7 protein-coding genes are annotated in these 12,971 nt (G+C 58.2%); 6 read left to right on the forward strand and 1 reads right to left on the reverse strand.

All coding sequences use genetic code 11. From position 1 onward, the window contains the following. Positions 1-199 precede the first annotated feature (199 nt). The 6 genes from lpdA (at position 200) to yacL (ending at position 9,637) form a co-directional block, all read left to right on the forward strand. Positions 200-1,624, forward strand: coding sequence for a dihydrolipoyl dehydrogenase (gene lpdA, locus FEM41_RS09640; protein WP_138099154.1), 1,425 nt, complete (start codon positions 200-202; stop codon positions 1,622-1,624). Between the two features lie 226 nt (positions 1,625-1,850). Further along, positions 1,851-3,377, forward strand: a complete 1,527-nt coding sequence (locus FEM41_RS09645) for an aldehyde dehydrogenase (RefSeq protein WP_138095771.1) — start codon at positions 1,851-1,853, stop codon at positions 3,375-3,377. After that, entirely contained in the window at positions 3,364-4,797 is a 1,434-nt protein-coding gene (locus FEM41_RS09650) for an APC family permease (RefSeq protein ID WP_138095772.1), read from the forward strand. The genes FEM41_RS09645 and FEM41_RS09650 overlap by 14 nt, the downstream gene beginning before the upstream one ends. Positions 4,798-4,815: 18 nt before the next feature. Further along, complete coding sequence (locus tag FEM41_RS09655; protein WP_138095773.1) at positions 4,816-6,198, forward strand: aspartate aminotransferase family protein; 1,383 nt, start codon at positions 4,816-4,818, stop codon at positions 6,196-6,198. Between the two features lie 327 nt (positions 6,199-6,525). Further along, entirely contained in the window at positions 6,526-9,123 is a 2,598-nt protein-coding gene (gene acnB, locus FEM41_RS09660; protein WP_138095774.1) for a bifunctional aconitate hydratase 2/2-methylisocitrate dehydratase, read from the forward strand. A gap of 151 nt (positions 9,124-9,274) precedes the next feature. Next, on the forward strand, positions 9,275-9,637 hold the full coding sequence (gene yacL, locus FEM41_RS09665; RefSeq protein ID WP_138095775.1) for a protein YacL: 363 nt from the start codon (positions 9,275-9,277) through the stop codon (positions 9,635-9,637). On the opposite strand, the gene FEM41_RS09670 is transcribed toward yacL, so the two are convergent. After that, positions 9,634-12,969, reverse strand: a complete 3,336-nt coding sequence (locus tag FEM41_RS09670; protein ID WP_138095776.1) for an ATP-binding protein — start codon at positions 12,967-12,969, stop codon at positions 9,634-9,636. The two genes, yacL and FEM41_RS09670, sit on opposite strands and share 4 nt — an antisense overlap. Between the last annotated feature and the right edge of the window lie 2 nt (positions 12,970-12,971).

Genomic DNA, 12,971 nt, shown 5'->3' on the forward strand with positions numbered 1-12,971 from the left:
TGGTAATCTCAGACTGTCATCGGAGGTTGCCAGAGCCGAAAGCACAATTCGTTTGCCGCTTGTTGTTTCAAAAATGTTAACAATTTTGTAAACTATTGCGGCAAGATACGTCCCGGTGGAAGAGGGCGTTGATAAAAAATGTACCCCCAGGGGGTACGACAGACGTCAGACCCGCCGGATATAAATTTAAGAGGTCATGATGAGTACTGAAATCAAAACTCAGGTCGTGGTACTTGGGGCAGGCCCGGCAGGTTATTCCGCCGCCTTTCGTTGCGCTGACTTAGGGCTGGAAACTGTACTGGTAGAACGCTACAACACCCTGGGCGGGGTGTGTCTGAACGTTGGCTGTATCCCTTCTAAAGCGCTGCTGCATGTAGCGAAAGTGATCGAAGAAGCGAAAGCGCTGGCCGACCACGGCATCGTTTTCGGCGAACCGAAGACCGACATCAACAAAATCCGTACCTGGAAAGAGAAGGTCATCACCCAGCTGACCGGCGGCCTGGCAGGCATGGCTAAAGGTCGTAAAGTGAAGGTGGTTAACGGCCTGGGCCAGTTCACCGGCGCCAACACCCTGGAAGTCGATGGCGAAGGCGGCAAGACCGTGATTAACTTCGACAACGCCATTATCGCCGCGGGCTCCCGCCCGATCGAACTGCCGTTTATCCCGCATGATGACCCGCGCGTATGGGACTCCACCGATGCGCTGGAGCTGAAAGAAGTGCCTGAGCGCCTGCTGATCATGGGCGGCGGTATCATCGGCCTGGAAATGGGCACCGTCTACCACGCGCTGGGCTCTCAGATTGACGTGGTTGAGATGTTCGACCAGGTGATTCCGGCTGCCGATAAAGACGTGGTGAAAGTGTTCACCAAGCGTATCAGCAAGCAGTTCAACCTGATGCTGGAAACCAAAGTGACCGCCGTTGAAGCGAAGAAAGACGGTATCTACGTCACGATGGAAGGTAAAAAAGCACCTGCTGAGCCGCAGCGTTACGACGCCGTACTGGTCGCTATCGGCCGTACCCCGAACGGTAAGCTGATTGATGCCGGTAAAGCAGGCGTGGAAGTGGACGATCGCGGCTTTATCCGCGTCGACAAGCAGATGCGTACCAATGTGCCGCACATCTACGCTATCGGCGATATCGTCGGTCAGCCGATGCTGGCGCACAAAGGGGTGCATGAAGGCCACGTGGCTGCGGAAGTTATCTCCGGCAAGAAACACTACTTCGACCCGAAAGTGATTCCGTCCATCGCTTACACCGAGCCGGAAGTGGCATGGGTGGGTCTGACCGAGAAAGAAGCCAAAGAGAAAGGCATCAGCTATGAGACCGCCACCTTCCCGTGGGCGGCATCTGGCCGTGCTATCGCTTCTGACTGTGCAGACGGTATGACCAAGCTTATCTTCGATAAAGAGAGCCATCGCGTGATCGGCGGCGCCATTGTGGGCACCAACGGCGGCGAACTGCTGGGCGAAATCGGCCTGGCTATCGAGATGGGCTGCGATGCGGAAGATATCGCGCTGACCATCCACGCGCACCCGACGCTGCATGAATCCGTGGGTCTGGCCTCCGAAATCTTCGAAGGCAGCATCACCGACCTGCCGAACCCGAAAGCGAAGAAGAAGTAGTTCTCCTTCAATATCAGGTTCTGAAACCGGGCGCCGCAAGGCCCCGGTTTTTTCTTCCTTTACCATAATCTCCCGCGTACCTCCCTGCTTTGAAAAGCTTTTTTATCGTCTGACGCCATATTTTTACTCATTTTCCCTGTCGGATCGGCGTAGTAGCATGCATCGAATTCCTTACATTATCTAAACAAAAATTTTACAAGCTTGTTGGTTAATAGAGGGGTATGGCATGTGGACGTTGAGTGAGTGGAAGAAACGCGCAGCACAGCAGCGTTTCATCTGTCAGGCACAGATAGAGGGTAAAGCCTGCGACGCGAAGTCGGGACAGACTTTCGCGGTGATCAACCCGGCCACGGATCAGATTCTGGCGCAGGTCGCCGAGTGCGGTGACGATGAAGTGGAACGGGCGGTGCGTGCGGCTCGCCGCGCATATCAGCGCGGCATCTGGGCCAGGCAGTCGCCGACGGCGCGTAAAGCGGTGCTGTTGCGCCTTAGCGAGCTGATTATGCAGCATCGTGATGAACTGGCGCTGCTGGATTCGCTCAGCATGGGCAAACCGGTGGTGGAAGCCTGGCAGCTCGATATTCCCGGCACCGCCCACTTCTTTAGCTGGTATGCCGAAAGTCTGGATAAAATCTACGGTCAGGTAGCGCCCACCGCGGCGGATGCCGTCGCCACGGTCACCCGCAGTCCGCTTGGCGTGGTGGCGGCCATTGTGCCCTGGAACTTCCCGCTGGAGATGGCCGCGTGGAAGGTGGCGCCTGCGCTGGCGGCAGGGAACAGCGTGTTGCTTAAGCCTGCGGAGCAGTCGCCGTTTTCGGCCCTGCGTCTGGCGGAACTGGCGCTGGAGGCTGGAATACCTGAAGGGGTCTTTAACGTGCTGCCTGGTACCGGCGCGGTCACCGGTCAGGCGCTGGGGCGGCATCCGGATATCGACTGTCTGGTATTTACCGGCTCGACCCGGACCGGTAAACGGCTGATGGAATATGCCGGGCAGTCCAACCTTAAGCAGGTATGGCTGGAGTGCGGCGGTAAGAGCCCCAATCTTATTTTCGCCGACTGCCACGACCTGGGTCTGGCGGCGGAAAATGCCGCCCGCGCCATCTTCTATAACCAGGGGGAAGTCTGTTCGGCCAACTCGCGGCTGCTGGTTGAGCGCCCGGTTTACGAGGCCGTTGTCGAACGTCTGATCGCTCTGGCCGCCGAATGGACGCCCGGCGATCCGCTGGACCCGAACAGCCGCGCCGGTGCCATGGTGGATGCCCGCCAGACGGCGAAAGTGATGGATTCTATCGCAGAGGCCCGGCGTCAGGGGGCACGCCTGGTCTGCGGTGGCGAGCGTCTTACCATTAACGGCGTGACGAATTATATCCAGCCGACGATTTTTACCGATGTCGCGCCAGATTCATTACTGGCCCGCGAAGAGATCTTCGGCCCGGTGCTGGCCGTACAGCCCTTCGATAGCGAACAGCAGGCGATTGCCATGGCCAATGACTCCCACTACGGCCTGGCGGCGTCGGTGTGGAGCGGCTCTTTGAACCGCGCCCATCGGGTGGCTCAGGCGCTGGAGGTTGGTACGGTGTCGGTCAACACCGTCGATGCGCTTGATATCTGCGTACCCTTTGGCGGCGGTAAACAGTCGGGCTTCGGGCGCGATCTGTCGCTGCACTCTTTCGATAAATACACTCAGCTAAAAACCACCTGGATTCAGTTGCACCAGTCTGCTGCGCCGGGAGGTGATTATGAAGCGGGATAACGCCAGTAAGCTGGGTTTTTTCTCTCTGTTGTCGGTGTCCGTAGGGCTGGTGGTTTCCCAGGGCGTGATGGTGATGATGCTGCACGGCGTGGGCATGGCGGGCCTCAGCTTTGTGCTGCCGCTGGCACTCGCCTGGCTACTGGCGCTGACCTACGCCTGTTCGTTTTCGGAACTGGCGCTGATGATCCCCCGGGCCGGTAGTCTGTGCAGTTATACCGAGGTGGCGCTGGGCCACTTCCCGGCGATTGTCGCCACTTTCTCCGGCTATATCGTGGTGGCGATGTTCGCGCTTTCCGCCGAGCTGCTGCTGCTCAATCTGGTGATTAGCAGTCTGTTCCCGGCGCTGGTGTTGCCGCCGATGGCGCTGGCCATGGGAATTCTGGTGCTGTTTACCCTGTTGAATCTGCTTAATATCGATATCTTCGCCCGTCTGCAGTCGGCGCTGGCGGTAGTGATGATTGTCACCCTGGTGCTGCTTGGGGTGTGCGCGATTGGCAGCGATCAGGCCACGCCCGTTAGCGCGCTGATGACGCAGCAGAGCGCCGCGCCTATGGGATGGGGCGTCATTGTGCTGGTGGCCGCGGCTATTTGGGGTTTTGTCGGCGCCGAATTTGTCTGCCCGCTGGTAGAGCAGACCCGGCAACCGCAGCGCAATATTCCCCGCTCGATGATGGTTGGTCTGACAGTGATCTTCCTGACTGTGCTGCTGTACGGTCTGGGTGCCCTGATGGTGCTGCCGCGGGAACAACTGGTGAATAACAACCTGCCTCACTATCTGTTCGCTATCCACGTATTCGGCCATACCGGCAAGGTGCTGCTGCTGGCGGCAGCGGTGACGGCCACCTGTAGCACCCTCAACTCTTCGCTGGCGACCATCTCGCGCATGCTGAGCGGTATGGCGGAAAACGGCCAGGCCTTTACCTGCTTTAAAGCGCACAGCGCTCGCACCGGCGCCCCCTGGGTCGCGGTGCTGTTTGTGGCGCTGATTACCGGCCTGCCGATGCTGCTGATGAACGGCGATGCGGTGGAGATTCTGCTGCTGGCCGCCGCGCTGTGCTGGCTGCTGGCCTATATCGTCGCCCACGTGAATGTCATGGTGCTGCGCCGCCGCTATCCCGACCTGAAGCGTCCGTTTCGCACGCCGCTCTATCCGCTGCCGCAACTGCTTGGCATCGCCGGCATGCTGTACGCCATGTGGAATGCATCGCCTTCACCGGAGATGACCGCTGAAATCTTCGGCTATGCCGGTGGCGTACTGGCGCTGGTGGCCGTTATCGCCGCGCTGTGGATTGTGTTTGTAATGCGTAAACCGCTGTTCACGCCCGAGCCGCTGGAGCAGGCACTGCATCCGTCCCGTACGGAAGTCGCCAACGCCGCCAGGCCGGTACTGAACCGGGCGGAAACCGAGAACAATGCCTGATAACCAATGGAGAATCAGATGAAAATGCAGAGTAACGACAGCTACAGCACCGAAGTCTGGCAGACCATGGATGCCGCACACCATATCCACGCCTTTGTCGACCAGAAGAAGCTCAACGCCGAAGGGCCGCGGGTGATCGTCAAAGGCGAGGGGATGTATCTGTGGGACAGCGAAGGTAAGCGCTATCTCGATGGCATGTCCGGGCTGTGGTGCACTCAACTGGGCTACGGGCGTCGGGATCTTATTGAGGCGGCCAGCCGCCAGATGGAGCAGCTCTCCTACTACAACATGTTCTTCCACACCACGCACCCGGCGGTGGTAGAGCTTTCCGAACTGCTGTTCAGCCTGCTGCCCGGGCGTTACAGCCACGTGGTTTATACCAATTCCGGCTCTGAATCCAACGAAGTGCTGATCCGCACCGTGCGTCGTTTCTGGCAGGTGGTTGGTAAACCCAGCAAACGCATTATGATTGGCCGCTGGAACGGCTATCACGGCTCTACGCTGGCCGCTACCGCCATGGGCGGCATGAAGTTTATGCATGAGATGGGCGGTATGCTGCCCGATATCGCCCATATCGATGAACCGTACTGGTACGCTCACGGTGGCGATATGACACCCGAAGAGTTTGGCCTGCGCTGTGCCCGCCAGTTGGAAGAGAAAATTCTGGAGCTGGGCAGCGACAACGTGGCAGGTTTTGTCGCCGAACCCTTCCAGGGGGCGGGGGGGATGATCTTCCCGCCGGAAAGCTACTGGCCGGAGATCCAGCGCATCTGCCGTAAGTATGATGTGCTGCTGTGCGCCGATGAAGTTATCGGCGGCTTTGGGCGCTGCGGCGAGTGGTTCGCCCATCAGCACTTCGGCTTCGAGCCGGATACCGTCTCCATCGCCAAGGGGCTGACCTCTGGCTATGTGCCGATGGGCGGGCTGGTGCTCTCCCGGCGGATGGCAGAAGCGCTGGTGGAGCAGGGCGGCGTGTTCGCGCACGGCCTGACCTATTCCGGTCACCCGGTAGCGGCCGCAGTGGCTATCGCTAACCTGAAAGCGCTGCGCGACGAGCAGATCGTCGAGCGGGTTAAGACGGATACCGGCCCTTATCTGCAGCGCTGCCTGCGGGAACTGTTTAGCGATCACCCGCTGGTGGGCGAGATTCAGGGGACGGGTATGGTGGCCGCGCTGCAACTGGCGGACGATAAAGCCACCCGCAAGCGGTTTGAAAAAGAGGATGAGATTAGCTGGCGTTGCCGGACCCTGGGATTCGAGGAAGGTGTGATCATCCGCTCTACCCTGGGGCGCATGATTATGGCGCCGGCGCTGGTAGCAAGCCATGCCGAAATCGACGAGCTGCTGGATAAGACCCGGCGGGCTATGGATCGCACTGCGCAATCCTTAGGTCGGGGATAATCTTCGGGCGCCGGATCCCGGATTCGGCGCCTTCCGTGAATTAAATTCCGGTTATGCTTTATTAAAGAATGATAACCTGCGCTCAGGGATAGCAGTGCCCCTGCAAAGGCCAAAAGCGGCGCGAAGGCCGGAGCTACGGGGATAACAGGCCGTGACGGTAGTGGAAAATCTTTGTTGCTTTTTTGTAAACAGATTAACATGCTGGTCAAATCCTGATATGCTGCCCGATGCGGTACCGGGCCTTTTACCCTACGAAACTTCTGCACCACAGGAGAGTGAAGAGAATTGCCTGGCACCGTTCTGACAATGAGAGCGAGGAGAACCGTCGTGCTAGAAGAATACCGTAAGCACGTTGCAGAGCGTGCCGCTGAGGGGATTGTTCCAAAACCCCTCGATGCAACCCAAATGGCCGCGCTTGTCGAGCTGCTGAAAAATCCGCCAGCTGGCGAAGAGGCTTTTTTGCTGGACCTGCTGACCAACCGTGTACCGCCGGGCGTTGATGAAGCCGCCTATGTAAAAGCAGGATTCCTGGCCGCTGTGGCCAAAGGTGAAGCGACCTCCCCGCTGGTTACCCCTGAAAAAGCCGTTGAGCTGCTGGGCACCATGCAGGGCGGTTACAATATCCATCCCCTGGTTGAAGCGCTGGACAACGACAAGCTGGCGCCCATCGCCGCGAAAGCGCTGTCCCATACTCTGCTGATGTTTGATGGCTTCTACGATGTAGAAGAGAAAGCTAAAGCGGGTAACGCTTACGCGCAACAGATTATGAAATCCTGGGCTGATGCCGAGTGGTTCCTTGCCCGCCCTGAGCTTGCGGAAAAGATCACCGTGACCGTTTTCAAGGTGACCGGCGAAACCAATACTGACGATCTCTCTCCGGCACCGGATGCCTGGTCGCGTCCGGATATTCCGCTGCACGCACTGGCGATGCTGAAGAACGAGCGTGAAGGCATTGAGCCGGATCAGCCGGGTGCCGTTGGCCCCATCAAGCAGATCGAGCAGCTTTCGAAGAAAGGTTTCCCGCTGGCCTATGTAGGCGACGTGGTGGGGACCGGCTCTTCCCGTAAATCGGCCACCAACTCGGTGCTGTGGTTTATGGGCGACGACATCCCGAACGTGCCGAACAAGCGCGGCGGCGGTGTGGTACTGGGCGGCAAGATTGCGCCGATCTTCTTCAACACCATGGAAGATGCCGGTGCGTTGCCGATCGAAGTCGACGTCAGCTCTCTGAATATGGGCGATGTGATCGACATTTTCCCGTACAGAGGTGAAGTGCGTAATCACGAAACCGGCGAAGTGCTGGCGACCTTTGAACTGAAGACCGAAGTGCTGCTGGACGAAGTTCGCGCTGGCGGCCGTATTCCGCTGATCGTAGGTCGTGGCCTGACCACTAAAGCGCGTGAATCTCTGGGTCTGCCGCAGAGCGATGTCTTCCGTCGCGCTAAAGACGTGGCCGAAAGCACCCGTGGTTTCTCGCTGGCTCAGAAGATGGTGGGTCGTGCCTGCGGCGTGGACGGTATCCGTCCGGGTCAGTACTGCGAGCCGAAGATGACCTCTGTGGGTTCCCAGGATACCACCGGGCCGATGACCCGCGACGAGCTGAAAGATCTGGCCTGTCTGGGCTTCTCCGCCGACCTGGTAATGCAGTCCTTCTGCCACACTGCGGCTTATCCGAAGCCGGTGGATGTACAGACTCACCACACCCTGCCGGACTTTATTATGAACCGCGGCGGCGTATCGCTGCGCCCGGGCGACGGTATCATCCACTCCTGGCTGAACCGTATGCTGCTGCCGGATACCGTAGGTACTGGCGGTGACTCCCATACCCGTTTCCCGATCGGTATCTCTTTCCCGGCGGGCTCCGGCCTGGTCGCGTTCGCTGCCGCGACCGGCGTGATGCCGCTGGATATGCCGGAATCGGTTCTGGTGCGCTTTAAGGGGAAACGCCAGCCGGGTATCACCCTGCGTGACCTGGTGCATGCCATCCCTTACTATGCGATTCAGCAGGGTCTGCTGACCGTCGAGAAGAAGGGCAAGAAGAACATCTTCTCTGGCCGTATTCTGGAGATCGAAGGGCTGCCGGACCTGAAGGTTGAGCAGGCGTTCGAGCTGTCTGATGCTTCCGCCGAGCGCTCTGCTGCCGGTTGTACCATCAAGCTGGATCAAGAGCCGATCATTGAGTACCTGAATTCCAACATCGTGCTGCTGAAGTGGATGATTGCCGAAGGCTACGGCGATCGCCGTACTCTGGAGCGTCGTATCCAGAGTATGGAGAAGTGGCTGGCGGCGCCTGAGCTGATGGAAGCCGATGCCGACGCGGAATACGCTGCGGTGATCGAGATCGATCTGGAGCAGATCAAAGAGCCGATTCTGTGCGCGCCGAACGATCCGGACGATGCCCGTCTGCTGTCTGAGGTTCAGGGTAGCACCATCGACGAGGTGTTCATTGGTTCCTGCATGACCAATATCGGTCACTTCCGCGCTGCCGGTAAACTGCTGGACAGCCATAAAGGCCAGTTGCCGACCCGCCTGTGGGTAGCGCCGCCGACCCGTATGGACGCCACCCAGTTGACTGAAGAGGGCTACTACAGCGTCTTTGGTAAGAGCGGTGCCCGTATCGAGATCCCGGGCTGCTCCCTGTGTATGGGTAACCAGGCGCGGGTGAACGACGGAGCGACCGTGGTTTCCACCTCGACCCGTAACTTCCCGAACCGTCTGGGTAACGGCGCCAACGTTTACCTGGCGTCTGCCGAGCTTGCCGCAGTGGCATCGCTGCTGGGCAAGCTGCCGACGCCGGAAGAGTATCAGACCTTTATGGATCAGGTTGATAAGACGGCGGATGACACCTACCGCTATCTGAACTTCGACCGCCTGGAGGACTATACCGAAAAGGCTGACGGTGTGATCTTCCAGACCGCAGTCTGATTTTCACTCTGTCTGCTGAAAAAGGCCGCTGATGCGGCCTTTTTTATTGCTCCAGAGCCAGCCACAGCGCTGATTTTCTCTCTGACGACTGCGATAATAAGGATAAAGACGCAACCCGGCAGCGGCCAGGACGCAATGAGAGGATACGGGTATGGATTACGAATTTCTGCGTGATATCACCGGCACGGTAAAAGTGCGGATGTCGATGGGCCATGAGGCGGTCGGCCACTGGTTCAATGAAGAGGTGAAAGAGGATTTGGCGCTGCTGGACGAGGTGGAGCAGGCTCTGCTTGCGGTCAAAGGCAGCGAACGTCAATGGCAGCGCAACGGCCACGAGTACACCCTGTGGCTGGACGGTGAAGAGGTAATGGTGCGGGCCAATCAGCTCGACTTTTCTGGCGACGAGATCGAAGAAGGAATGAGCTACTACGATGAAGAGAGTCTGACCCTGTGCGGGGTCGAGGATTTTCTTCAGGTGTTGCGCGCTTACCGACAGTTTGTGATGGGGCGTTAGTCCCGTATCTGCCGTTGGGCGCTGCGCATTTGTGCGATAAAGGCGTTAACCAGGTCAGGCATCTCCGCCTGACTGACGATGCCCCCGGCGTAGGATGCCGGCAGATTTTCCATAATCTGGCAGAGCCTCCAGCTTTGCTGCATGCGTAACAGGTTCCAGCTATTTTTCAGGCGGTGCGCTGTTTGGGAGAGGAGCTGTAGGTCGGTGTACTGTTCCTGAAGACGCCGCAGATCCTCATCGATAGCCTGGTCTATTTGTGACAGCATCAGTGTCACCAGTGATGAATCTTCCCCTGCCAGCGCGCGTAGCTCCTCAAGATTCGGGCTGTTTCCTTCTGTCTCTGGCAGCGTATCCAGTGCCTGACGCAGTCCGGCTTCACTGAGTGGCTTGCGCAGCAACCGATCCATACCGGCATGCCTTGCCTCCTCCTCTTCACGAGGCAGCGCGCTGGCGGTACATCCCAGTATCATCGCGGGCAACGTAACGCGTCCCAGCAGGTTGTGTAGCACCACGGAGGCGCACAACTGGTAGCCGCTCATTCCCGGCATCTGGCAGTCGGTGATCAAAACATCGAAACTTTCGTGCTCCAACCGGGCCAGCGCCTCCTGTCCGCTCAGACAACTCTCGACCTGGTGACCGGCGCGTTCCAGTTGTCGCGTCATCACCGTCAGGTTAGCCGGAAAATCATCCGCCAGAAGAATGCGCCGCGGCGCCAGTATGGCGTCAGACGCCAGGGATAGGGGCTCTTTCTCTGGTATCTGGCAGGGGACGACGGGTAGTGTAACGCTGACCGTTGTCCCCTTACCTTCGGTGCTCTCTATCGTGATTTCCCCGTTCATCAGGGCAATGATTTGATGGCAGATAGCCAGACCCAGACCGCTGCTTTGGGGAACGGAGCTATCCAGTTGGAACCAGGGCTGGAACAGTATCGGCAGCTGTGCTTCAGGGATGCCGATACCGGTGTCGGTAACCTCTATTTTAAGGATGGATTCCTGGTAACGACAGATCAGGGAGACTTCACCCTCATGGGTATATTTGATCGCGTTGCCTGCCAGATTGACAATAATCTGGTTGAGTCGGGAACGGTCGCACAGACACCAGAGTTCGTCGGGAATGGCATTATCGTGGTGCCAGGTCAGTCCCTTTTCCTGGGCGCTACGGGCAAAGATAGCTGCGGTTGTCTCCATGATTTCGTGCAGATTATGCGGGGCAGGGGCGAGGTGTAGCTCGCCAGCTTCGATACGCGATAAATCCAGAATATCCCCGACCAGATCGCGTAGCGTTAGCGCTGCCTGCCAGGCGACCTCCAGAGAAGGATGGGGCTTACGCTCTATCTCCAGCATGCCCAGTATCGCGTTAAGCGGGGTACGGATATCGTGACTCATACGAGCAAGGAAAGCCGACTTCTCTTCGCTGGCTTTTTCCGCCTGGCGTAGTGACTGGCTTAGCGCCTCTTCGAGCGCCGCTTTTTCACTGATATCGAGCCAGCCTCCGACCATCCCCTGGGCGATCCCCTGGGAATTGCTATAGCCTGCAATCCAGCACAGGAGCGTGTTTTGGCCCAGGGTGACCTCCCGTAATATTGGCCGGGTGTCGTAGAGCAATGTCTGGCGCGTGGACGGATCCAGCCAGTGAAAGGGTCCCTGTTCAATCTCTCCGAGCAACTCCCCGGATTCAAATCCGTCAGGGATAAATGGCGAATCATGGAAGGCCTGGTTCATGCTGCGTATCCGACCAATGGGATCGCAGAAAAACAGGGGGATAGGCGCGCTGTTGAGCAGCGTTTGCCAGAGGTTAAGCGTATCACTGAGCTGATTATACTGTTGGATTCGGATTTTATTTTTACTTCTTTCGCGTGCGATAAACAGCACAGATCCTGACGCTGCCAGCAGCGCTAACATAGCTAACAGGCTGGTCCACAGGTGGTGCTGGTCAGCAGTGATGGGGGGGACTTCGATCGTCCATCGGGTTTTACTGACCTGGATATCGGTATCGGTCATGGCGCTAAGCCGGTTACGTACCTGCTGTATCTTCGGGCTGTCGTCCGCAGTGGTAACAAACCAGAGTGGTACCTGAGGTAAGTCGATAGCGCTCAGGCTCAGGTGCCGGTTATTGGCGCGGCGTAGCAGGTAGTCCAGGCTCCATGCGTCGCCGATCAGCCCATCTGCACCGCCAGCTTCAACCAGGCTGATCCCCTGTCGGAGAGTATTGACCTTCACAATATCCGGATGCTGAGCAACGATCGCGGGGAGGGTGGCCAGCGGTGAACCTCTGATGATGGCCAGTCTTTTGCCCTGCAATGATGTCAGTGAGCCATTCAGCGGATGGCGTGCGTGACTGACAATCCCCCAGGAGAGAGTATCAAAGCGCACTGCCTGATCCGTGGGAAGCGGCGTCGTTTCGCCCATTAGCAGGTCCACTTTCCCCAGGTTCAGCAGTTGTCTGGCCTGCTTTTTGTCACTGACTGGCGTGACGGTCAGCCGGTAAAAAGGAGGGGGAAACTGCGAGTTGAGCAGATCCCGCCACATGCCGCGGATAGCGTTGCCGTGGATAATCCGCGGTTCAGGCGCGTAAAGTAGCGCAACTCTTAACGATACGGGCTCCTTTCCGGGGGGAGGATTACGCTGACTAATCACGCTGTTGGCCGGAAGCTGCCATTTATGTTCCAGCCAGCGTGCGTCCTGTTGGCGCAGGTTATCGATACGCTGGTTTAATGCCGCCAGCCGATCCGCATGGTTCGCCGCCACCCAGAGAGAGTAGCGAAGGGGGGGATGGGCGCTTAACTCCCGCCAGGGAAGGGTTGATTGCGGCACCTGCTGGCGGAATTGCGCAATGGCGAATTCGGGGGCGATCAGGCCGCTGGCCTCTCCACGAATGATGCGCCGCACGCTATCGTAGATCGTCGTCCCGGCCGGTATCACGTTGAGTGGTTTGCCCTGCGATGACGTTTGTCGTTGCGTCAATATCTCTGGAGATGCCAGTAGGGTGCTCCCGGGGCGATAATTTCCCAGTACTGCAAGGGGAAATACCAGTATCGGCTGGCTGGAAAGTAGCCCCTGACGGCTGAAGTCCTGCGCGGATATCACCAGATCGAGTTTGCCAGCATTCAGCGCCGCCAGCGCCTCTTCACTGTGGGTATAGTTTGTTATCTGAGGAGGATTCTTCTCCTGTTGCCACAGTAGTGTGATTTCATCCCTGAGTACGCTTTGTTGTTGCTCATTATCGCTAAATGGTGGGGAGTAGCTCAGAATGCCCACGCGCTCTACGGCATCGGCGAACGCGGAAAACAAAAAACAGAACAGCAGTGCCCGCACCACCGTGCCTGTGCGCATCG

It is taken from the genome of Jejubacter calystegiae (assembly GCF_005671395.1).
Classification (GTDB): domain Bacteria; phylum Pseudomonadota; class Gammaproteobacteria; order Enterobacterales; family Enterobacteriaceae; genus Jejubacter; species Jejubacter calystegiae.

Coding starts and splice junctions, on each gene's coding strand:
- yacL (WP_138095775.1), top strand. CDS start 9,275: ATGGATTACGAATTTCTGCGTGATATCACCGGCACGGTAAAAGTGCGG.
- FEM41_RS09645 (WP_138095771.1), top strand. CDS start 1,851: ATGTGGACGTTGAGTGAGTGGAAGAAACGCGCAGCACAGCAGCGTTTC.
- lpdA (WP_138099154.1), top strand. CDS start 200: ATGAGTACTGAAATCAAAACTCAGGTCGTGGTACTTGGGGCAGGCCCG.
- FEM41_RS09650 (WP_138095772.1), top strand. CDS start 3,364: ATGAAGCGGGATAACGCCAGTAAGCTGGGTTTTTTCTCTCTGTTGTCG.
- FEM41_RS09655 (WP_138095773.1), top strand. CDS start 4,816: ATGAAAATGCAGAGTAACGACAGCTACAGCACCGAAGTCTGGCAGACC.
- FEM41_RS09670 (WP_138095776.1), bottom strand. CDS start 12,969: ATGCGCACAGGCACGGTGGTGCGGGCACTGCTGTTCTGTTTTTTGTTT.